The organism is Metabacillus crassostreae (assembly GCF_016908395.1).
Lineage (GTDB): Bacteria > Bacillota > Bacilli > Bacillales > Bacillaceae > Metabacillus > Metabacillus crassostreae.
In genome coordinates this window covers 23430-45690 of the sequence record NZ_JAFBDU010000004.1, presented here as the reverse complement: position 1 = coordinate 45690, position 22261 = coordinate 23430, and the positions used below count along the sequence as shown (strand labels likewise).

General features: G+C 36.8%; 19 protein-coding genes. 5 read left to right on the top strand and 14 right to left on the bottom strand.

The features are described from left to right. Positions 1–900: 900 nt before the first annotated feature. From JOC75_RS13765 to JOC75_RS13750, 5 genes are all read right to left on the bottom strand, one after another. A complete protein-coding gene (locus tag JOC75_RS13765; protein ID WP_204954620.1) occupies positions 901–1431 on the bottom strand; it encodes a DinB family protein in 531 nt (176 codons plus the stop codon). 117 nt (positions 1432–1548) lie between these two features. Then, on the bottom strand, positions 1549–1635 hold the full coding sequence (locus JOC75_RS24545) for a WCX domain-containing protein (RefSeq protein WP_476703448.1): 87 nt from the start codon (positions 1633–1635) through the stop codon (positions 1549–1551). A 631-nt stretch (positions 1636–2266) separates the two neighbouring features. Next, complete coding sequence (locus tag JOC75_RS13760; RefSeq protein WP_204954619.1) at positions 2267–2647, bottom strand: CPBP family intramembrane glutamic endopeptidase; 381 nt, start codon at positions 2645–2647, stop codon at positions 2267–2269. A 239-nt stretch (positions 2648–2886) separates the two neighbouring features. Next, entirely contained in the window at positions 2887–4266 is a 1380-nt protein-coding gene (rlmD, locus tag JOC75_RS13755) for a 23S rRNA (uracil(1939)-C(5))-methyltransferase RlmD (RefSeq protein WP_204954618.1), read from the bottom strand. Positions 4267–4699: 433 nt separating this feature from the next. Then, entirely contained in the window at positions 4700–5611 is a 912-nt protein-coding gene (locus JOC75_RS13750) for a diacylglycerol kinase (RefSeq protein WP_204954617.1), read from the bottom strand. 296 nt (positions 5612–5907) lie between these two features. Between JOC75_RS13750 and JOC75_RS13745 the strand changes: the two genes are divergently transcribed. The 4 genes from JOC75_RS13745 to JOC75_RS13730 all read left to right on the top strand — a co-directional run bounded on the left by JOC75_RS13745 (position 5908) and on the right by JOC75_RS13730 (position 9819). Then, positions 5908–6666: an AAA family ATPase gene (locus JOC75_RS13745; RefSeq protein ID WP_204954616.1), complete on the top strand. Its 759-nt coding sequence runs from the start codon at positions 5908–5910 to the stop codon at positions 6664–6666. A gap of 300 nt (positions 6667–6966) precedes the next feature. Further along, positions 6967–7620 (top strand): hypothetical protein, encoded by a 654-nt coding sequence (locus JOC75_RS13740; RefSeq protein ID WP_204954615.1) that lies wholly within the window; start codon positions 6967–6969, stop codon positions 7618–7620. A gap of 109 nt (positions 7621–7729) precedes the next feature. Next, positions 7730–8287, top strand: a complete 558-nt coding sequence (locus JOC75_RS13735; RefSeq protein WP_204954614.1) for a tyrosine-type recombinase/integrase — start codon at positions 7730–7732, stop codon at positions 8285–8287. Between the two features lie 17 nt (positions 8288–8304). After that, a complete protein-coding gene (locus JOC75_RS13730; protein ID WP_204954613.1) occupies positions 8305–9819 on the top strand; it encodes a potassium/proton antiporter in 1515 nt (504 codons plus the stop codon). A gap of 42 nt (positions 9820–9861) precedes the next feature. On the opposite strand, the gene JOC75_RS13725 is transcribed toward JOC75_RS13730, so the two are convergent. The 6 genes from JOC75_RS13725 to putP all read right to left on the bottom strand — a co-directional run bounded on the left by JOC75_RS13725 (position 9862) and on the right by putP (position 16126). Further along, on the bottom strand, positions 9862–10347 hold the full coding sequence (locus tag JOC75_RS13725; RefSeq protein WP_204954612.1) for a hypothetical protein: 486 nt from the start codon (positions 10345–10347) through the stop codon (positions 9862–9864). A 283-nt stretch (positions 10348–10630) separates the two neighbouring features. Then, a complete protein-coding gene (gene gatB, locus JOC75_RS13720; RefSeq protein WP_204954611.1) occupies positions 10631–12061 on the bottom strand; it encodes an Asp-tRNA(Asn)/Glu-tRNA(Gln) amidotransferase subunit GatB in 1431 nt (476 codons plus the stop codon). Positions 12062–12076: 15 nt separating this feature from the next. Further along, positions 12077–13534 carry an Asp-tRNA(Asn)/Glu-tRNA(Gln) amidotransferase subunit GatA gene (gatA, locus tag JOC75_RS13715; RefSeq protein WP_204954610.1) on the bottom strand — a complete coding sequence of 486 codons (1458 nt, stop codon included), beginning with the start codon at positions 13532–13534 and terminating at the stop codon, positions 12077–12079. Between the two features lie 13 nt (positions 13535–13547). After that, positions 13548–13838, bottom strand: coding sequence for an Asp-tRNA(Asn)/Glu-tRNA(Gln) amidotransferase subunit GatC (gene gatC / locus JOC75_RS13710; RefSeq protein ID WP_146950368.1), 291 nt, complete (start codon positions 13836–13838; stop codon positions 13548–13550). A 333-nt stretch (positions 13839–14171) separates the two neighbouring features. Then, entirely contained in the window at positions 14172–14549 is a 378-nt protein-coding gene (locus JOC75_RS13705; protein WP_204954609.1) for an Hsp20/alpha crystallin family protein, read from the bottom strand. Between the two features lie 113 nt (positions 14550–14662). Further along, on the bottom strand, positions 14663–16126 hold the full coding sequence (gene putP / locus JOC75_RS13700) for a sodium/proline symporter PutP (RefSeq protein WP_204954608.1): 1464 nt from the start codon (positions 16124–16126) through the stop codon (positions 14663–14665). A 556-nt stretch (positions 16127–16682) separates the two neighbouring features. On the opposite strand from putP, the gene JOC75_RS13695 reads away from it, so the two are divergent. Then, the gene (locus JOC75_RS13695) at positions 16683–17102 is read left to right on the top strand and encodes a hypothetical protein (RefSeq protein ID WP_204954607.1); all 420 of its coding nucleotides are present in this window, start codon (positions 16683–16685) and stop codon (positions 17100–17102) included. Between the two features lie 86 nt (positions 17103–17188). Here JOC75_RS13695 and pruA read toward each other — a convergent pair whose 3' ends face one another. From pruA to ligA, 3 genes are all read right to left on the bottom strand, one after another. Further along, complete coding sequence (pruA, locus tag JOC75_RS13690) at positions 17189–18736, bottom strand: L-glutamate gamma-semialdehyde dehydrogenase (protein WP_204954606.1); 1548 nt, start codon at positions 18734–18736, stop codon at positions 17189–17191. Between the two features lie 303 nt (positions 18737–19039). Beyond that, positions 19040–20233 (bottom strand): CamS family sex pheromone protein, encoded by a 1194-nt coding sequence (locus JOC75_RS13685; protein WP_204954605.1) that lies wholly within the window; start codon positions 20231–20233, stop codon positions 19040–19042. 15 nt (positions 20234–20248) lie between these two features. Next, positions 20249–22255, bottom strand: coding sequence for an NAD-dependent DNA ligase LigA (gene ligA / locus JOC75_RS13680; RefSeq protein WP_204954604.1), 2007 nt, complete (start codon positions 22253–22255; stop codon positions 20249–20251). Positions 22256–22261: the final 6 nt, after the last annotated feature.

Here is a 22261-nt window from a genome sequence, read left to right as displayed (position 1 = left end):
AATCTGGCCTGTTTACAGAAGAAAGAGATATGTTTAGAATCTTAGGTTTCATCCATTTAGACGTGTAATAACACTTACCTTTTGTTAATTGCTCTATTTTAAAAGGGATTTAAGATGCTTTATCTAATAAAGTTTAGTTGAGTTAATTATTATTTAATGAAGTGATGTTCTTATTCTATTCCTAAAGAAGCACTCTAGTATCCAAATCATATCGAGCTAATTTGATAAATAAATTTGATTTGGTTTTTACCACGCTACGAATCCATCAAAAGAACTCATTGCCTTTACTGTTTTATATCTTCATTATATGGTTCACCATAACATCTATAGAGCGAAATTTATTGTTCAAAGATAATATAAGAGCGCCACCTAATAGGTAAGCGCTCTAAAATCTTCAAGGTGTTACACTTCAACATCTTTTCTTTAAAAAAGCCCAAACTGCAATTTTTTAAGATTGTCTCATACGAAACACTTCACAAATATCTCAAGATACTTCTTATCGTTTGTATTTTTAATACGGGCGCATGTATTCATTTTGAGAGATCTTATTTAGAAGGTTGTCACTATAGTTCTTTAACCAATTGGGCATAAACTAACTATAATCAAACAGGTCGTACCCATCATTGAGACCACTATAATCCTTCATTTTCGGATCAGTTAACTCCCCGAGAAAATACATTATACCAAACTGTACAAAATAGTCGTGTTAACCCGACAAATGACAAATAAAGAGAATGAACCAACAATGCAGATTAGCCATTCTCCTGTATTTCGGTTTATCATTACATAACTTCTCCAATGGACGTAAATGGTCCTAGTCCAGCACCCTACATGAAAGAGCTGCGCGATATACCCTCTACAGCTTGCTAGACATGTGAAGCAGATACAAATTCCACATTGTCATTTTTCTAGGACATTTAACAATCGTTCAAGCTGCAAGAAATGATGCCTGAAGTGCATCTCTACCAGTAAAAACCACTCCGTAGCATTTAATGCACCGAATTTTGGATGAATAATTTTATCGCCGTCTGGAGCCTGATTCAATGCTCTTTCTATTCGTTTCATCCTTTCCACTACGTCTCGAAGTCCTTCTATCAGCTGCTCCTTACCCTCCGGCTGCGGTGTTGTATACGACGAAGCTGGGACCTTTATCCGAATCGGCGGAAAACTTCCTAGCTCAAATAAAACCTTGCCATCCTCCGTTTTTCCCTTCGTTACCCCCGTTACATCATCGCCTCCAGCCAAACATTGCTCAATGTTACGCAGCATATAATGCGCCGACTGAATCAAATGCACAAACAGCTGCCCAATGGACCAATCCTCATCGTTTGGTGCTACAAGTAATTGTTCCATTGTAATATCTCCCAATTCTAATAAATAGCGTTCAACACTCTTTTCAAACACTTGCAACGCATCAGCAGTACTTCTCATAAAAACACACCCCTCATTCTTCTTGATTCACTCCAAAATATAAATATGCTACTGACGACAGTGTCAGTAGCATATTTATTTTTTTTTGGCTTCTTCCCGAATCTGGAAGCGTAAAGACTACGGTTTTAAAACCTCAACCTCTCCTCCCCAGCTCAGGATATAATGCAAAATCACCTCCGGCGTTCTAACGTGAAAATGGATCAAGACATTCTTTCAGCTCCTCTACCTCTTCCATCTAAAAGCTAGTCGACTCAAGAAGTAGGATTCTAAAATTGCCGAGCCTCCGCGCATGGTTAGGGGCGAACTTGTACCATATTCGAGGCTGGAGCCTACCAGCAATATCATAAAGCGGATACGGTGCAAAAGTGGTCATTAAAATGCAAAAAAACCTGATCACCAAACTTGCCCTATTTGTGAGGCAGAAAGTGTACCTTAAATTGAATTTTCCTTTGGAATGGATGCACCAACTCGAATAACCCTTGAACGAGAAAGCATCACATCACTCCAACGTCTATCAGAAAATACTGAAGCAGATATACTTAGCTACATGGATTCGGCCCAAGTGCAATATTAAAACTTAAAGCTCATTAAGCGGGGTTGATTTATCTTTTAAAAGAGATTAACTTAAGACTTCCTTCAAATATACTGCTACTTCTACTTTCCGCTTTACCACTATTGTGATACGGTTCACCTTGGTTATATAAGAGGCAAAAAACAAGCATCAAATAATCCTATAATTGAAAAAAGAGTGCGATAATATTATCGCACCTTCTTAATTACTCTTCTAAAGCGTTTCAAATTTAATAATAACAAATGCCATTTTAAATAATTTTCATTAACTCTGACTATTTATTGCTAATAATAAGTTGGAAATTGCAATAGCATTCCAAATTATATGTAGTAGAATAGGGACAACTAATGATTTTGTTAACTTATAAAGCAGTAGGAAAATAGCACCAATAATAGTTATTGAGATTGTATGACCATTATGTAGTAATCCAAATATTACTGAGGATACTACAAATCCAATCCAAAAATTATACCTGTCCTTTAAAAAGCTAAAAAGGATTCCCCTAAATATGATTTCTTCCTTTATTGGCGTTAGTATTGTAAATACAAGGTATAAAAGAGAAACACTTAACCAATTAAAAGATAAATCAGATAAACTAAAAGTCTTAATTTGATCTACTCCATCTTCAATACGTAGAAGTTTCATAATTATAAATTGACTTACAAAAAATATTAAAAAGGATAAAATTAAATAAACATATGTTTTCCAATCTGTCAAAGGAAATAATGAGAACTTCTCCCTTAAACAACTTGATCAGATAAGGAGATCAGCTTGTTACTTCACAAATTGGTTGATAGGATAGAAATTAATACAGACGGAACAGCTAATATTTATTATCGATTTAAAGAACCAGCTGATCCATCCGTTCAAGATTGTTAAATTTTCTATTTTAATTCTATCAACGCACAGCACTCGACATGCGTCGTATGCGGAAACATATCAACAGGCTGAACCTCAACCGTCTCATATCCACCCTGCTCCAACACCTGCAAATCCCTCGCCAATGTCCCTGGATTACATGAAACATACACAACACGCTTTGGCTTCATATCCAAAATCGTCTTTAGCAGTGCCTCATCACAGCCCTTGCGCGGTGGATCAACAACAATCACATCTGCCGTATTACCTTGCTTGTACCACTCAGGAATAACAACCTCTGCTTCACCAACAGCAAACTCAGCGTTCTCAATTCCATTAAGCTCTGCATTACGTTTCGCATCCTCGATTGCTTCTGGAACAATTTCAACGCCAAATACCTTTTTCGCTTTTTGAGCAAGAAATAGCGAAATCGTTCCGATTCCACAATACGCATCAATCACTGATTCTTCACCTGTAAGCTTTGCATATTCTAATGCTTTGTCATAAAGCACCTTTGTTTGCTCAGGATTCACTTGGTAGAAGGAACGTGCTGAAATGGCGAATTTGATATCACCGATCTTGTCGTAAATATATTCCTCGCCCCATAGGACCTTTGTTTCGTCACCGAAAATGACATTTGTTCGTTTATTGTTTATGTTTTGAACAACTGATTTAATCTGTGGAAATTGCTCTGTTATTTTTGACAGAATTTCATTTTTGTGTGGAAAGTCAGTTGTTTTAGTCACGAATACAACCATTAATTCTTTTGTCACTAATCCATAACGGACCATAATATGACGCAGCCAGCCTTTGTGCTTTTCTTCGTTATAAGCACGAATTCCGTATTCTTCACATATCGTCTTGACGTATTGCACGATTTCGTCATTTTCAGCTTGCTGAATCAGACAACGCTCCATATCAATAATGTCATGACTTCGCTTTTGATAAAAGCCTGCAACAAGTCCACCTTCACGTTCACCAACAGGCACCTGTGCTTTATTTCTGTAATTCCACGGATCCTTCATTCCTAGAGTTTGATGAACCTTTACCTTCGTTAAATCTAGCTTTCCGATACGAGCTAGAACCTGCTCTACTTGTTTTCGTTTAAAATCAAGCTGTCCCTCGTAGCTCACATGCTGTAATTGACAGCCCCCACATTGTGAGTAAATCGGACAAGGAGCTTCAATACGATTTTTACTTTCTTCATAGATCTCAATCAATTTACCAAAAGCAAAACCCTTCTTAATACCGATAACTTTGATTTTCGCCTTTTCATCTGGCAGTGCATTTTCAACAAAAATTGGAAAGCCTTCTATTTTAGCAACTCCAGCACCTTCATGTGTTAGGTCCTCAAAAGTCACATCATAATATTCATTCTTCATAACTGGTGCTTGTAATTTTGGCATCATGTTCTTCCTTTTCTACCTTACTTCTTTCATCTATATTACCATACTCAATCTCTATAAAAAAATCTTCGGATAAAGGTGTATTCGCCCCTGTTAGTTATAAGTCTTTTAGCAACAATCATCCTCATGTGTTAAATCGAGCCTTACTACTTGTCCATTTTCCACCTTGATATGTTCATCTAATAATAAGCAATTTAGATCTTTTAGTTTTTTATAACTAGGTATGACACCAAGGGTTTATTGTGCGGAAGGTGCGAGACTCCTGCGGGAGCAGCGGGACAGGTGAGATCCCACAGGCGCTATGCGCCGAGGAAGCTCACCGCCCGCCCCGCGGAAAGCGAGCAACCTGTAGCACAATAAACCCTTCCCTATACCAAAGCTATAATGGTTTATAACTATAAAAAAACTTGGCAATATCACTAAGCCAAGTTTCCTACTCTTCCATTTGTCTCGCCTTATCAGATGACACAACAATATCAATATGCTGATACATATTAACAAATTCACCCGGAAGCATACCGCCATATTCACCATCTAAGTTAAGCTGCATTTTATCCTTATTAGAGACCTTTACTCTATTGGCCTTCGTATAAATCACATGCTCATCATTAATATGCTCGCCTCTTAGTGCTAAGCTTGCCACACGAATGAATTCCGCTAGATTTGCTTTTTTCAAAATTAATAAATCAAACATCCCATCATTTAGCTTCGAATCAGGTGCAAGCTTTTCAAAGCCACCAACTGAATTTGTAAGCGAAACGAGGAATAACATGATTTCTCCTTGAAACAGCTTGCCATCATATTCAATCTCTACCTCGGCAGGACGAATCGAAGGAAGCATTTCCATACCTTTTAAATAATAAGCAAGTTGTCCAACAACTGTTTTCAGCTTACTTGGCACTTCATACGTTAATTCTGTTAAGCGACCTCCACCGGCAATATTAATGAAATAATGATCATTCACTTTACCAATATCGATTTTCTTTGCTTCTCCATTCAAAATCACTTCAACAGCTTGAAGAACATTATTTAATGGTATGCCAATAGCTCTGGCAAAATCATTTGTCGTTCCAACTGGAATAACAGCAATCTGTGGTCGGTAATCTAAATTAGCAATCCCGTTAATCACTTCATTTATCGTACCATCTCCACCAGCTGCAACAATTAAATCAAAGTTGCGTTCAGCAGCGATCTTTGCTGCCTCAATTGCATCTCCCTCACATGTTGTCGCATGGCAAGACGTTTCGTAGCCCGCTTGCTCGAATTTTTGTAAAACCTCTGGTAGGTGTTTCTTAAAAAGCTCCCGACCTGAGGTTGGATTATAAATGATTCTAGCTCTTTTCATTCCCCATCATCCTATTATCTAAGAATGTATTTCTAACACTGAACAAGCAATAATTATACCTCTATGTAAAAATATCGCAAGTATCTCTATCTTACTTTGTCCTATTTTACAAACAATGAAACATTTATTTTCCCTTGTCTATATGTAAAATTCACAATTTGTAGATCGATCAGTTCATTTCTTTTTATTCCCAATTAATATTATCATCATGTTTTCAAATAAATGTAAAGCTTTAAACTCAAATAGTTGAACTTTTGTTAAAATATAACTAGGCATTTTTAAGCGGAGGATTGTAAATGGACAGAGAATATAATACCCAATACATTAGAAGCATTTATTTAAAAAGAGATGAAGTTCCATCATTTCAAACATATCCATTTCATTTACCAAGTATAAAGTCTCTTACAGAATTAGCTTTACATCCTGATGTAACATTTATTATCGGTGAAAATGGGATGGGAAAATCTACATTGTTAGAGGCAATCGCATTATCTATTGGATTTAATCCAGAAGGTGGTTCTCTTAACTTTAACTTTTCTACCTATGACTCACACTCAAGCCTTGAGAATTATCTTAAAATCGTCAGGGGTATCGCTAGACCTAAAGATGGCTTTTTCCTCCGAGCAGAAAGCTTTTATAATGTTGCCTCAAGTATTGAAGCAATGGATAGTGAACCTGGTCAAGGGCCACGTGTGATCGATTCATTTGGCGGAGTCTCTCTTCATGAACAATCACATGGTGAAGCCTTCTTCGCAACCTTTAACAATCGATTTCGTGGAAACGGCATATATATCCTAGATGAACCAGAAGCAGCACTTTCTCCACTAAGACAATTATCCATGTTAACAAGAATTCAAGATCTAGTGAAGGAAAAATCTCAATTTATTATCGCTACACACTCACCAATTATTATGGCCTTCCCTTCGGCAAAAATTATTGAATTAACAGAATCAGGCCTTCGTGAAACAAAGCTCGAAGACACCAATCACTACACAATTATGAAGCAGTTTTTTGATGATAAAGATCGGATGCTTCATCATTTGCTAAGAGAATGAAAAGGTAGATAGCTTGATGAATTAAAAATAAATTGACAAAGAAACTTCTCAATTCAATAATAAATTATAACCAATTTTTAACATTAGAGGATGGTAGAATTGAGAACAACATTTAAATACTTAACAATTTTCATATGGACAGTAGCATTTCTTTATTACCTTGATATTTTTATACCAAAAAACATTTGGTACTTTGTCTTAGGATTTCTAGGTCTATTTTTAAGTTACCTACTAATTAACAAGATTTTCGATAGTATACCTTATAAACAAAAAAGATAACTTTTTAAGGAGATATCAAAGATGGTCAGAAATAAAGCTGTCCTCATTGCTTCAGCTGTGTTTTTCAGTGTATGTATGTGTTTATACTTCCCGTTTCCTAACAACCAAACATTAGACGCACGTGAAACAGTCATGTCCTTCCCAATCAGAAATCAAGATGGCTATCTGCCCCTTGGTATATTTGGTGCACTATTATTTTTAATCTCCTTGATTTTACTTATTGTTGGTTTGAAGAAATATCATTTCCGCACGATTGTATTCGTTATGATTGTTTACTCAATTTTACCTAATTTCCTCATATCGATTTACCAAGAAACGTTGGCTAGTGGTATTTCAGCCGTTTCATATGATGGCAATGGAACTTGCAATTTTGATTCTGTAAAGGATGACGTATTAAATGGGGAATGTAAACTTGTTCTACATAACCGTAGCAATGAAGAGATATCCTTTGAATTGGAATTTTTAGATTCCTATCATTTTGAAGATGATTTGCGAATGGAATCACTAATGAATGTAAATGGACCACATATGATTACGATTGAAGCCAATCATAAAGAGACACTTCAAATGAAGGAATACCTCGAATTATATGATGTGCCCAATCATATCCATAGTGGATCATCGAATAATATAAATATAAAACTAATTGATGCAGAATCTTCCCGCATTTTATAATCCTTAAGCTCAGAGCCATGAACTCTGAGTTTTTTATTGAAGCAAATTCCTTTGATGTAACATAACCCTATTGTATAATCATATTATGTAACATAAGGGAGTTTTCATTATGAAAAACGTTGAAGCGATAAAAAGTGAAGAACAACTAGCTTCTATGCAAGCTTATTTAAAAGCTCGTTCTCACCGTGATTATTGTTTACTTTTGTTAGGCATTAATACAGGAATTAGAATTTATGATCTCTTACACCTACGTGTGGGTGAGTTTCTTAACAAAGATCATGAAATCAATGATTTTTTGCATTTTTCTATTTATAAAAACCCTCCTATTTATCTTAATGAAAGAGTACGTGACGCAGTTGCTGCTTGTATATCACATGGCTCTCTACGTCCAGAAGATTATTTATTTAAATCAAAAAAAACATCAGAGCCGATTACACGACAGCAGGCCTACCGAATTATTAATGACTCTGCAAAACAAGCAGGCATTACTGAAGCAATTGGTACACATACATTAAGAAAAACATTTGGTTATCACGCATATAAAAAGGGTATCGCTATTTCATTGATACAAAAGCGACTTCAGCAATCATCTCCCTCCGAAACAAAACAATACATTGGGATCATGAACGATTCTTCTATTGAAATCAGACTTGATGTAAATTTATAAAAAGTGAGTTGTTGTAAATGTTTGAAGAAATCATTCACACAGACACATTTGTATTATTAACAAGTATCCTCTTAATTGCCGGTGTTGTAACAACTAAATTTTCTGCTAGACTCGGTGTTCCAGCACTTGTTCTCTTTATCGTGATCGGAATGGTTATGGGAAGTGATGGATTAGGATTTATTCATTTTGATAATGCGAGCACCGCACAAATGATTGGTGTGTTTGCTCTTGTGATCATCTTGTTCGAGGGTGGACTGCAAACAAAGTGGAAAACATTACGCCCTGTAATTTTGCCTTCACTTTCTTTAGCAACATTTGGAGTTCTGTTAACATCAGGAATTGTTGCTAGTGCTGCTTGGTTTATTTTAGATTTAGGCTTGCTCGAATCATTATTATTTGGTGCGATCGTTGGATCAACAGATGCTGCTGCTGTATTTGCGGTGTTAAAAGACCAAAACATTAATGAACGAATCGGCACAACATTAGAAGCAGAATCTGGCTCAAATGACCCGATGGCTGTGTTTCTAACCGTTGCTATGATCGAGCTCATCACAATGCCTGATACGAGTATCATTTCGTTAATTGGTACATTTATTTTACAAATGGGACTAGGTGTGATTATTGGTTTTCTTGCTGGAAAATTAGTCGTAAAAGCATTAAACCGTATCAATCTGGATTCTAGTGGTCTTTACCCAATTTTTGCAATTGCCTTTGCTCTACTCACTTATGGAGTAACCGCATTTATGAATGGTAGTGGATTACTTGCTGTTTACATTTTAGCGATCGTGATTGGTAATTCAGAAATTGCCTACAGACATTCTATTTTCCGCTTTTCCGAAGGCTTTGCATGGATGATGCAAATTTCGATGTTTGTAATACTAGGATTACTCGTTTTTCCTTCTGATCTATTTACATGGGATGTTATTTTAAAAGGCTTATTACTTTCATTTATTCTTATTTTTGTCGCGAGACCAATCGCGGTATTTGCTTCAACAATCAATTTGAAATATACAAATAAAGAGCTCATCTTTCTATCATGGGCAGGGTTAAAAGGTGCGGTACCAATCGTACTGGCCACATTCCCATTACTAGCAGGAATTGAAGGTAGTCAATTAATCTTCAACGTAGTATTCTTCGTTGTTTTAACAAGCTGTCTTATCCAAGGTGCAACAATCACAAACCTTGCAGACAAGCTGGGCTTAACAGGTCCTAAAAAAACAACGCCTATGCATTCACTCGAACTTGTGTCTTTAGGAAAAGTAAACACAGAAATGATCGAATACGAAATTGAAGAGGACTCTGTCATCGCCGGCCAAACATTGCTCGATATCGAGTTTCCTGAAGGGGCTTTAGTCAATGCAGTCATCCGTTATGACCAGCTCATCACCCCAACAGGTAACACAAAAATCAAGCCGGGTGATTTCCTCTACATTCTGACTTCGAAGAAAAGCAAGCAGTCGTTAAAGAAGCTTCTTGAGGAGAAGAAGGAGCAGGAAGTTGTTGAGTCAGTTGAGGAAAAAGATACAGATTGATTATTAAGAGCTTGGATTAGTCCGAGCTCTTTTTTATATTTTTTAAAGTCCAATAACGTCCTCTGCTCCCCAAACTGCGAGCTCGTCCCCCGGACATGCAACGACTAGCCAAGTCTCCTCATCTAATTCGTCATAAGTGCTCCCAACCTGCCAGCTTTCATAATCTTGATGATGTCCCCATATGAAAAGCACCTCACCAGAGTCAAACGTTAAAAACAAATGTGGTCTTTCATCATGTAATGAAACCTCGGTTATTTTTTTCAAACGCAATTCGCAAAGTAATTTTGCGGATTCGAGCAGATCTAGCTTCGGCAATTCATTTTGGTGAGGGATCTCTTTTGGCATTGATTGATAAAGGCAAAAGTCGCTCTCAATATTGAGATATACCTGACCATTTATTTTCTCAGAATTTGTTTCTGTTTCTGAAAGTAGTAATTTAAGGCCGTAGAAATTAAGACCTTCAATTGTTGCTCCTTTGCATAGGAAGTTTAGTATGTTTAAAGCAGCTTTTTTGTCTTCTGGATTCATTTTGTCCTCCTAATGCTCATACTTAGGCATGGTTTTTGTTCCTAGCTGTAGTCTTGATTCTATATATTTGCTCTTTTCACCTGTTTATTTGCTGATTTGGTTCGTTTATTTGCTGATTTCTCCTTTTTATTTGCTATTCTGGCTCTTTTATTTGCTGTTTTCCGGAATATATTAGTTTTTCGACAAAAAACGACACGCAGGCATCAGCATCCCACCACACCAATTCCACGTGCCCACCACCATACAAAAAGGATGAAATCATTAAGATTTCATCCCTTCTAACTTATCTTTTTTGAATTTCTTCCATCAACAGCTTATTCACCAACGGAGGGTTTGCTTGTCCTTTTGTTGCTTTCATAATTTGGCCAACAAGGAAGCCGATTGCTTTTTGTTTACCGTTTTTGAAATCATCAACAGATTGAGGATTTGCGTCTAGTGCATCGTTTACAAATTTACGTAACGTTTCGTCATCAGAGATTTGGACTAAGCCTTTTTCTTTGACGATTTTCTCAGCGTCTCCACCGTTTTCGATTAGTTCTTTGAAAACCTGTTTCGCAATTTTAGATGAAATCGTGCCATTTTCGATTAGCTTGATCATGCCTGCTAATCCTTCTGCTGTTAATGCAACATCTTTAAGCTCTTTTCCTTCAGCATTTAAATACGCTGACACTTCACCCATAATCCAGTTCGATGCTTGCTTAGCTTCTGCACCTGCTGCTAAAGTTTGTTCAAAGAAATCAGACATTTCTTTGGTCATTGTTAATACCTGTGCATCATATTCTGGTAAGCCAAGGTCATTCATATAACGCTTGCGGCGTGCGTCTGGAAGCTCAGGAATTGAAGAACGAATACGTTCCTTCCACTCATCATCAATGTATAGCTCAAGAAGATCTGGTTCTGGGAAATAACGATAATCGTCAGAGCCTTCTTTTACACGCATTAGGATTGTCTTTTTCGTCGCCTCATCATAACGACGTGTTTCTTGATCAATCACCCCACCAGAGCGAAGCACCTTTTCCTGACGCTTTTCTTCATACTCAAGACCTTTTTGTACAAAAGCAAATGAGTTTAGGTTTTTAAGCTCTGTTTTTGTACCGAATTTTTCTTGTCCTACTGGACGTAATGAAATATTTGCATCACATCGAAGTGAGCCTTCTTCCATTTTACAATCTGACACCTCTGTGTATTGAATGATCGCTTTCAATTTTTCTAAATAAGCATATGCTTCTTCAGGTGTACGAATATCTGGCTCAGATACGATCTCTACAAGTGGAGTACCTTGACGGTTTAAGTCAACTAATGAATAACCATCACCAGAGTGAACAAGCTTACCAGCGTCTTCTTCCATATGAATGCGGGTAATTCCGATACGCTTTGTTTCACCGTTTACTTCAATATCAATCCAGCCATTTTCTCCGATCGGTTTGTCAAACTGAGAAATTTGATATGCTTTCGGATTATCTGGATAAAAGTAATTTTTACGATCAAACTTTGTTTCTGTAGCGACTTCACAATTCAAAGCCATACAAGCCTTCATTGCAAAATCAACAACCTTTTTATTTAAAACAGGTAATACACCAGGATAACCTAGCTCAACAACTGTTGTGTTTGTGTTAGGCTCAGCACCGAAGTGGTTTGGTGCACTTGAAAATATTTTAGATTCTGTTTTTAGTTCAACATGGACCTCAAGTCCGATGACCGTTTCATATTCCATTGTTTTTCACCCCTTTTACAGTTCAGGTTTTGCTTTATGATGATCTGTTGCTTGCTCAAATGCATGTGCAACGCGGTAAATTGTGCTTTCGTCAAAATGCTTTCCGATAATTTGTAAGCCAAGTGGTAATCCGTTTGATAAACCACATGGTACTGAAATTCCTGGTACACCCGCTAAGTTTACTGGAATTGTTAAAATATCGTTTGCATACATTGTTAATGGATCTTTTACATTTTCACCAATTTTAAATGCTGGTGTTGGTGTTGTAGGCCCGATGATCACATCATATTTTTCAAACACATCTTCGAAATCTTTTTTAATTAATGTACGTACTTTTTGTGCTTTTTTATAGTAAGCATCATAATAACCAGAGCTTAAAGCAAATGTTCCAAGCATAATACGACGCTTCACTTCGTTACCAAAGCCTTCTGCACGGCTTTGCTTGTACAACTCTATTAAGTTTTCAGCATTATCTGAGCGATGTCCATAACGAACACCATCAAAGCGAGAAAGGTTTGCTGAAGCTTCTGATGAAGAAAGTAAATAGTAGGTAGCTAGAGCATATTTTGAGTGTGGTAATGAAACCTCTTCCCATGTTGCACCAAGTCCTTCTAACACTTTTAACGAATCTAAAACAGATTGCTTCACTTCTTCTTGAACACCTTCACCTAAATATTCTTTAGGTACAGCAATTTTCAAGCCCTTCACATCACCTGTTAATGAAGAAAGAAAATCAGGTACATCAACATTTGCAGACGTGGAATCCATCTCATCAACACCTGAAATTGCTTGAAGAAGAAATGCATTGTCTTCAACATTACGTGTTATTGGTCCAATTTGGTCTAAAGAAGATGCAAACGCTACTAAACCAAAGCGAGATACACGACCATATGTAGGCTTTAGACCAACAACTCCGCAGAATGATGCAGGCTGACGAATCGAACCACCAGTATCAGATCCTAAAGAAAATAGTACTTCTCCTGCTGCAACTGCTGCTGCTGAACCACCACTAGATCCACCAGGAACAGTTTCAAGATTCCAAGGATTTCTCGTTAGCTTAAAACCTGAGTTTTCATTAGAAGAGCCCATAGCAAACTCGTCCATATTTAATTTACCGATTGTTACGGTTTCAGCACTTTTCAAATGTCTCACAACAGTTGCATCATAAATAGGATCAAAGTTTTCTAGAATTTTACTCGCACAAGTTGTACGAAGATTTTTCGTGACAATATTATCCTTCACACCAATTGGCATTCCAAATAAAAGTCCGAATTCACTACGACTATCTAGTGCCTCATCTAATTCTTTCGCATATGTACGTGCATTTTCTTCATTTAATGTTAAAAATGCTCCAACCTTGTCATCAACCTCTTGAATACGTTTATAAGAAGTATCAACTAAATCAGAAACAGTAATTTCTTTTTTATGTAAAAGTTCTTTTAATTCAGATATTTTACGATCAAAAAGCTCCATGCTTGTCCCTCCCTTATTCTAAAATTGATGGTACGCGAATATAACCATCTGCATGATCTGGCGCGTTTTTCACAACCTCTTCATTATCTAATCCCTTTTTCGGAATATCTTCTCGCATGATGTTCTTCATATCTAATACATGAGATGTTGGTTTCACATTTTCTGTATCCACTTCATTTAACTGTTCAGCAAATGTAATGATCGCATCTAATTGTTGTGTTAAAAGCACTGCTTCATCATCAGTAATTGCTAAACGAGCCAAATTTGCTACGTGTTTTACTTGATCTGTTGAAATTCTAGACATTTCCTCTCACCTCCAAAAAATCGTACAATCACAATACTCTGATGATACCAAAATAGTGCATAGTTAATCAACAATTCGTATAAAAAGCCTACATTTAATGAGGAGCTGGGTTGAGGTTAAATTGTGGATTTTGACTTATTTGCTGATTTATTATTTGCTGTTAGAGCTTATATATTTGCTGTTTCTCATACTATATTTGCCCTTTTTAGCGATATATTTGCTCATTCCCGCAATATATTAGTTTTTCGACACAATCCGACCAACACCCATCACCACATTAGTTTCACGCTCACCGCTAGCTCAGCTAGTGGCAGAGCACTACACTTCCTATCTCTACTCAATCTCGATCTTCGTCGGCTTCTTCTTATCTAATGTAATCTCAAGTAATCCATGACGATAAACAGCCTTCATATTGCGTTTAATCACATAATCAGGCAAATGAACCTTACGCACACCGCCTATTTTCCGTGTTTGATTTGCCTGCTCTTTCACTTTAATGACTAACTCATCACCGCGAATTTCCACATCAATACTTTCTTTCGCTACACCTGGTAATTCAGCTAGTACCTTAAATTGATGGTCTGTTTCTACAACCTCAACCCCAAAACTAGCATAATCATGCTTCCTAAAAGCACCATCTATCGTATCTAAAAGCGTATGCTTAGGTCGCTTTTTGAAAAAATCATTCATCATTTTCATTGGATCAGACATCCCGCATCCTCCTCATTTCCTTACTTCCTATATAATATGAAGAAAGTGGGATTTTGCCTCAAAAAAAGGGGTCAGACCCCATAAAGGTGTCTGACCCCTCCTATTATTTAAGATTATGCTTTGGCTTGCTCGAACTCTTCTTCCATTTCTTTTGATGGAGCTTCTGTTACTAAGCTCACAACCATTACTGCAATCCATGCGAAGATAAATCCTGGTACGATTTCATAAAGGCTGAATTCAATAACCCCTGAAGTCGTTAATTGCTTCCATACTACTACTGTAACTGCTCCTACGATCATTCCTGCCAGAGCTCCCCAACGATTCATACGTTTCCAGAAAAGAGAGAGAATGATTACAGGACCAAATGCAGCGCCGAATCCTGCCCACGCATAACTTACTAAATCTAATACTGAGCTATCTGGATTTGAAGCTAGTAAAATCGCAATTAATGCAATAGCCGCAACTGAAATACGACCAACCCATACTAGTTCTTTCTCAGAAGCATTTTTCTTTAAAATAGCTTTATAGAAATCCTCTGCTACAGCACTTGAAGAAACTAATAGCTGAGAATCAATTGTACTCATAATTGCAGCTAATATTGCCGCTAATAGAATACCAGATACCCAAGGGTCAAATAAAACATCTGTGAAAATAATAAATACTTGCTCTGCATCTGCAATTGGACTCTCCGCAAAGTAAGCAATACCTGCAAATCCTGTGAAAATTGCTCCGAATAATGCAAATACCATCCAGATTGTACCGATCATACGTGCTTTAGGTACATCTTTAACAGAACGTAATGCCATAAAACGTGTAAGAATATGTGGTTGACCAAAGTAACCTAATCCCCATGCAAGTAAAGAGATAATCGCTAAAGCTGACATACCAGAAAATGCATCAAGGTAAATAGGATCAAGTTCTCCTACTCGGTTTACTGTATCATTCCACCCACCAAGCTTACTTACTGCTACGATTGGAACAATAATTAATGCTAAGAACATTAGTATCCCTTGAATAAAGTCAGTCCAACTTACTGCTAAGAAACCTCCAAGGAATGTGTAGGATACGATGACAATTGCACCAATCCATAATGCTTGTGTATAAGATAGGCCAAATGAAGCTTCAAACAACTTTGCTCCACCAACCATACCTGATGATGTATAGAACGTAAAGAATAGTAAAATTACTAAAGCTGAGATAACACGTAAAAGCTTTGATCCATCTTTAAAACGATTTTCAAGAAAATCAGGAATTGTAATCGAGTCGTTTGCAACTTCTGTATAGCTACGTAAACGTTTAGCAACGAATTGCCAGTTTAAGTAAGCACCAATAGCTAAACCGACTGCAAGCCAAATCTGATTCATACCACCAGATGCGTATACTGCACCAGGTAAGCCTAATAATAACCAACTACTCATATCTGATGCACCAGCACTTAGTGCGGCAACACCAGGACCTAATCTTCTTCCACCTAATACATAGTCTGAAAGATTACTAGTCATTTTATAGGCAGCGAGACCGATACCTAACATACCAACTAAATAAATTATAAACGTAATTAATACACCTGTTTCCACTGATTAGTCACTCCTCTCCGTAAAATTTGTAATGATTGAAATTACAACTAAAACTAACATTGGTACAAATAACCAAAACCAAGTTGCTCCTGTAAGTGCGTAATCCATTGAGTAGTCACCTCCTAAAATTGCTGTCAACAAATCTCTATGCAAGCTTATGCAATTTAATGATGGATGATAAAAAATAGATTAGTAGTACCACATTGGCATAACCCTTAATAATCGTAACACAATTTGACAAGCACAACAAATCAAAGGCTTGTTCAAAATTTACCAAATGAATAAATATACATAAAAACGAATTAATTAGGCATAATATCCTACTTTAAGTTATATCTATTCATAAAAATTAATAAAATTAAATTTACAAAATCCATAAAAATTCATTATTTTTTTGCAGATTCATGTCAGATCCACCTAAAAAAAATTAAAAATTTTGCACCACTTATTTCTTAAAATAATCTCAATATAAGATGGGGATTTTTTGAAATTATAGAAGAAAATATGATTACATGATAAAATTTGTACAAGATTAATAAAATCAGGAGTGGATATGATGAAGAAATTTTTAATCAGCTTTGGTGCTATATTAGTTTTAATTGGAGCAGGCGGTATCGTTAATCATATATCAATGACCTTTAAAGCTGTTCAAGAAGAGCAGGAAATGTACGGTGGATCTCTTGAATTTATGATGCTACAGCTTAGCGGCTCAATGGGCCCTTACCTAACACTTATAATAGGTGGAGGTATCATTATTGCTCTTTCCGCCTTTTTACACGAATATCAAAAGCATAATGAGCTAAATTCACAGCTCATACAAGTATTATCTGAGCAGTTAAGTACAAAAGAGGTCATTGAGAAAAGCGCACCTCAGTCTAAACCAGATAACCTTAAACTAAACTCTGATTCTACTTCTACTTCTGACCTTGATGAAACTGAACAAAAAAAGGACGAGCGTTTGTATTGGAATGGATGAACTAAAAGCAAATAACTAGTACATTTCAAGAAAAAATCCTTAGTACTCCCATCACATGGTGCACTAAGGATTTTTTTAGTTAAGCTTTAAAGCATCTCAGATGTTGTTTTTGCTTGCATATGAAGCAATAAATAATCTGGTCCGCCTGCTTTAGAGTCAGTACCAGACATATTAAAGCCACCAAACGGCTGATACCCAACAATTGCTCCTGTGCAGCCACGATTAAAATAAAGATTTCCAACATGAAAGTCTTCTCTTGCTTTCTCAATATGAGCACGGTTGTTTGTTAGCACTGCGCCTGTTAATCCATAATCTGTGTTGTTGGCTATCTTTAGCGCATGATCAAAATCCTTTGCTTTGCAAAAAGCCACAACCGGACCAAAAATTTCTTCCTTCATTAACCGTGCATTTTCATCCACATCTGCAAAAATAGTTGGTTCGATGAAAAATCCCTGTGAATTATCACCATGACCTCCCGCAACTAATTCTCCTTCTTTTTTCCCTATTTCAATATAACTCATGATTTTGTCAAATGCTGCTTGATCAATAACAGGTCCCATATACACAGATGGAGATATCGTTTCACCCAATGATAAATTTTTCGTTAATTGAACAGCACGATCTAACACCTGTTCATACACATCCTCTAATATAACTGCTCTTGAACAAGCCGAGCATTTTTGACCGGAAAAACCAAACGCTGACGCAACAATTGATTGAGCGGCTAATTCTATATCAGCAGATGAATCAACAACAACCGTATCTTTTCCACCCATCTCTGCAATAACACGCTTTAACCAGATTTGACCTTCATGTACTTTCGCTGCTCTTTCATAAATTCTCACTCCTACATCGCGAGAGCCAGTAAAGCTTATAAAGCGTGTTCGTGGGTGGTCAACTAAATAATCCCCAACCTCTGCACCACTTCCTGGGACATAATTAACAACACCAGCAGGTAAACCCGCTTCCTCTAGCACTTCAATAAACTTAGCCGCAACCACTGGTGTTGTACTAGCTGGTTTTAAAAGAACTGTATTTCCAGAAACCACTGCAGCAGCTGTCATACCAGCCATGATAGCGAACGCGAAATTCCAAGGCGATATAATCACACCGACGCCTAACGGTATGTAATTAAACCGGTTATACTCAATAGGACGACTTTCAATTTTTACTCCATCCTTTAATGATAACATTTGGCGCCCGTAATATTCCATAAAATCAATTGCCTCAGCTGTATCCGCATCAGCTTCATTCCATGGCTTACCAGCTTCTTTTACTAAAAGCGCCGAAAATTCATGCTTACGTCGACGAACAATAGCAGACGCACGAAATAAAATATCTGCTCTCATCTCAGGCTTTGATTTTCTCCAGGTTTCAAAGGTTTCATCAGCAATGTTCATTGCTTTTTCAGCATGCTCTTGTGTTGCCTTAGAAACTGTACCAATTACTTCTTGTTTGTTTGCTGGATTCACCGAAACAATTTTATCCTTTGTTGAAATCCGCTCGCCACCGATCACTAAATCATAATCTTTATTTAAATAAGATTGGACCACCATTAATCCTTTCTCAAATTCCAACTTGTTTTCTTCAACTTTAAAATCAGTAAACGGTTCATGTTTGTAAGGTACAACCATTTCCTTCGCCTCCCCGTAAATAGTGAGAAAAACCTCTTCGATCCCATCTCAGTCAATCATCTTTTACCTTGAAACAAAACGAGAGCACACAAAAAAAGCCTACATATCAAACTACAAATGACAAAAAGCTTTTCGGTTTGGCTATTTATCATTCTTGGTTCATTCGTATGCATATTGTTATTTAGAAATGATTAACTTTTAGAAACAATGAAATCTATTAGCAAAAGTGTTTTAGTGTCATTTTCTAATAGGATTGAAAAAAGGATGACTCAAAGTTGCTTAAGTCATCCTTTTGATTTTATTCTATTTATAAATATGAACAGTCGGCTCTTCTTGATTTGGTTCTTTTAGAATAAGCGCTTCTTGGTTATCTGTTGACATCACGTTCACTTCTAAATCAATATAATCTGGAAAGTACTCCATTACCTTTCCTGTTACGAACTGCGTGAAGGCAATAACCTCGGCTTTACTATAAAATTGCATTGGGATTTCAATATCTAAATGGCTTAGCTCACCGTTTTTATAAAAGGCTTTACCGATCACTCCTGTGTAATTCGGGAAAAATTCCTCTATATCTGATTTAAATCGATTAAACATTTGGGCGTCATCTCGATAAGCACTTGTTGCGTCATTTGAAGGAAAGAAGAAATATTCTTCATCAATATCAACCCATTTACCAAGATCTCTACTACCTTCTTTTACAACTGCTTTAGCAACAAAATTCCCTGGAACGATCGAAGATTTCTTTTCTTGTTCAAAGATAGCGATCGTAATCGGAACTTTCTCTAAACCTTGCGTGCTTCTCACACGGTTAATCACTTCCTGAGCTATTTCCTTACCTTTAGCCAAAAGCTCTGCGCGATCAATGTTTTTCTCCCGCGCATATCCATCTTCCTGTTTATAATAATGAACAGAATTCATAGCTAGACCGATAACAACACCACCTAATTCTGCTGTTTCATCTTTACGAATTAAGTAATTGTGCTCTAACATATGAGCCAAATAAATTGGATTTTCAGAATTAAGCTCTTCTAAGCCAGCGCCATTAGCAGGTTCTGGTAAGGCGGGATTTAACCCAAGCTCTTTGTATTCTTTTCCAGCCTTTTTTGCCTCTGCTTGAGCAATTTTTAGAGCTTCACCCGTTTTCTTACGGCTTACCCAGCTTCTGATATCATCACTTTTAATATATTGACCTTCTTGATACACATAATTATCTGGTGAAAATGTATCTTGAGCGACTCTCATTAACCCTGTTTCAAATTCATCAATATCTAACCTTGTATTCAATTGCTTTGACACAAGTCCTCTAGCTTCCCCAGGCTTAAAAGGCAAAATCATCTTATAGTACGAATCAGAAATATTGTACTTTGGGATAATCGCTTTTTCCTTTGACTCATCATTCGTTTCCTGCACGATTTCTTCTTGCTCTCCAAAATTAGGTGCACAAGCTGATAATAACAGAATACTAGCAAGCACCATAAATGATATTTTTTTCAAGTGATTACACACCTCTTATCTATTTAATTCCTCAACAAGCTTAGCTTCATCCCATACTTCTATATTTAGCTCTTCGGCTTTTTTCAACTTACTTCCAGCAGCTTCCCCTGCGACAACTAAATCTGTGCTTTTACTCACACTACCAGTTACCTTACCACCAAATGCCTCTATTCTTTCTTTTGCTTCATTTCTTGAAAGCTGCTCTAATTTCCCTGTTAACACAACCGTTTTACCAGCAAAATAAGAGTCACTATCTTCAACTTTAACTAATTTTGGACCTTTATAAGTCGTATTAACCCCTAGTGACTGAAGCTCAGAAATAAGCTCTTGAACATCTGGATTAGCAAAATATGTAGAAACACTATCAGCCATTTTATCGCCAATTTCATTAATCGCAATAAGCTCTTCTACTGATGCTTGTTGAAGCTGTTCAATTGTTTCAAAATTTTGTGCTAATGTTTTGGCTGCTTTAGCGCCAACATGACGAATACCTAACCCAAACAACATTCTCTCAAGTGAATTATCCTTAGATTGCTCAATGGCTTTTAATAAATTATCTGTGGATTTCTCACCCATTCGTTCAAGCTGCATTAGCTGATCTTTTGTTAATCGATATAAATCTGCAACATCCTTAATTAAGCCTTCTTGAAATAACTGAATCACAACACGTTCACCAAGACCATCTATATTCATGGCATTTCTTGAAACAAAGTGAATCAGACCCTCTGTGATTTGTGCTGGACATTGTGGATTGATGCAGCGAAGAGCTACCTCACCTTCAATTCGAACAAGCTCACTTTCACAAGCAGGACAATGTGTTGGCATTGTAAAGGCTTCTTCATCACCTGTGCGTTGCTCAACAAGTACATTTACTACCTCAGGGATAATATCACCTGCTTTTTTTACAACAACTGTATCCCCAATTTTAATGTCTTTTTCCTTAATCAAGTCTTCATTATGAAGTGAAGCACGCTGAACTGTTGTTCCAGCCACTCGAACAGGCTCTAAAATCGCAGTCGGAGTAATAACCCCTGTTCGACCTACACTCAATTCGATATCCAGTAGCTTTGTTGTCACTTCTTCTGCAGGAAACTTATAAGCTATTGCCCAACGCGGACTTTTTGCTGTAAAACCAAGCTCATCCTGCTGTGCTAGTGAATCTACCTTAATCACTATACCATCTATATCATAAGACAGCTTGGATCTTTGTTCCAAAAATCCCTCGATAAAAGAAATCACTTCCTCAATAGAAGCAAATTTTCTTCGTTCAGGATTCGTCTTAAAGCCTTCTTTTTCAAGCAAATCTAATGCTTCACTATGGCGTTCAATACCTGTACCACCAAGATCAGCAATACTATAAACAAAAATATCTAAATTTCTCTTTGCTGCAATCTTTGGGTCAAGCTGTCTAATTGAACCTGCTGCAGCATTACGTGGATTAGCAAATGGCTCTTCTTCAAGCTCTTCACGTTGTTCATTTAACTTTTCAAATGATTTCTTTGGCATAAATACTTCACCACGAACTTCAAATGAAAGCTCATTTTTTAGTCTTAAAGGAATCGAACGAACTGTTTTCAAATTCTCCGTTATGTCTTCACCAGTGGATCCATCACCACGTGTTGCACCTTGAACAAATAAGCCATTTTCATATCGTAATGATACAGCTAATCCATCAATTTTTAATTCAACAACATATTGAACATCCTCACCTACAGCTTGGATAACACGTCTATCAAAATCACGTAAATCTTGTTCATTGAATGCATTTCCCAGACTTAACATCGGTGTTTTATGAACAACCTTATTAAAAGCATCCAGAATTACGCCACCAACCCTTTGTGTTGGAGAATCAGACGTTTTTAATTCTGGAAAATTCGTTTCTACTGAGATTAGCTCCTGCATAAGACGGTCATATTCAGCATCAGGTACACTTGGCTTATCTAGTACATGATATTCATAGTTGTATGTATTTAAGAGCTCATGAAGTTCTTCTGCTCTTTTTGTTGCTGATTGTTTATCCATTCAGAT

Excerpts from the sequence above, each read along its gene's own strand:
- JOC75_RS13765 (WP_204954620.1), bottom strand. The coding sequence starts at position 1,431 with ATGAGAAGTACTGCTGATGCGTTGCAAGTGTTTGAAAAGAGTGTTGAA.
- JOC75_RS13760 (WP_204954619.1), bottom strand. The coding sequence starts at position 2,647 with ATGAAACTTCTACGTATTGAAGATGGAGTAGATCAAATTAAGACTTTT.
- rlmD (WP_204954618.1), bottom strand. The coding sequence starts at position 4,266 with ATGCCAAAATTACAAGCACCAGTTATGAAGAATGAATATTATGATGTG.
- JOC75_RS13750 (WP_204954617.1), bottom strand. The coding sequence starts at position 5,611 with ATGAAAAGAGCTAGAATCATTTATAATCCAACCTCAGGTCGGGAGCTT.
- JOC75_RS13745 (WP_204954616.1), top strand. The coding sequence starts at position 5,908 with ATGGACAGAGAATATAATACCCAATACATTAGAAGCATTTATTTAAAA.
- JOC75_RS13740 (WP_204954615.1), top strand. The coding sequence starts at position 6,967 with ATGGTCAGAAATAAAGCTGTCCTCATTGCTTCAGCTGTGTTTTTCAGT.
- JOC75_RS13735 (WP_204954614.1), top strand. The coding sequence starts at position 7,730 with ATGAAAAACGTTGAAGCGATAAAAAGTGAAGAACAACTAGCTTCTATG.
- JOC75_RS13730 (WP_204954613.1), top strand. The coding sequence starts at position 8,305 with ATGTTTGAAGAAATCATTCACACAGACACATTTGTATTATTAACAAGT.
- JOC75_RS13725 (WP_204954612.1), bottom strand. The coding sequence starts at position 10,347 with ATGAATCCAGAAGACAAAAAAGCTGCTTTAAACATACTAAACTTCCTA.
- gatB (WP_204954611.1), bottom strand. The coding sequence starts at position 12,061 with ATGGAATATGAAACGGTCATCGGACTTGAGGTCCATGTTGAACTAAAA.
- gatA (WP_204954610.1), bottom strand. The coding sequence starts at position 13,534 with ATGGAGCTTTTTGATCGTAAAATATCTGAATTAAAAGAACTTTTACAT.
- gatC (WP_146950368.1), bottom strand. The coding sequence starts at position 13,838 with ATGTCTAGAATTTCAACAGATCAAGTAAAACACGTAGCAAATTTGGCT.
- JOC75_RS13705 (WP_204954609.1), bottom strand. The coding sequence starts at position 14,549 with ATGTCTGATCCAATGAAAATGATGAATGATTTTTTCAAAAAGCGACCT.
- JOC75_RS13695 (WP_204954607.1), top strand. The coding sequence starts at position 16,683 with ATGAAGAAATTTTTAATCAGCTTTGGTGCTATATTAGTTTTAATTGGA.
- pruA (WP_204954606.1), bottom strand. The coding sequence starts at position 18,736 with ATGGTTGTACCTTACAAACATGAACCGTTTACTGATTTTAAAGTTGAA.
- ligA (WP_204954604.1), bottom strand. The coding sequence starts at position 22,255 with ATGGATAAACAATCAGCAACAAAAAGAGCAGAAGAACTTCATGAGCTC.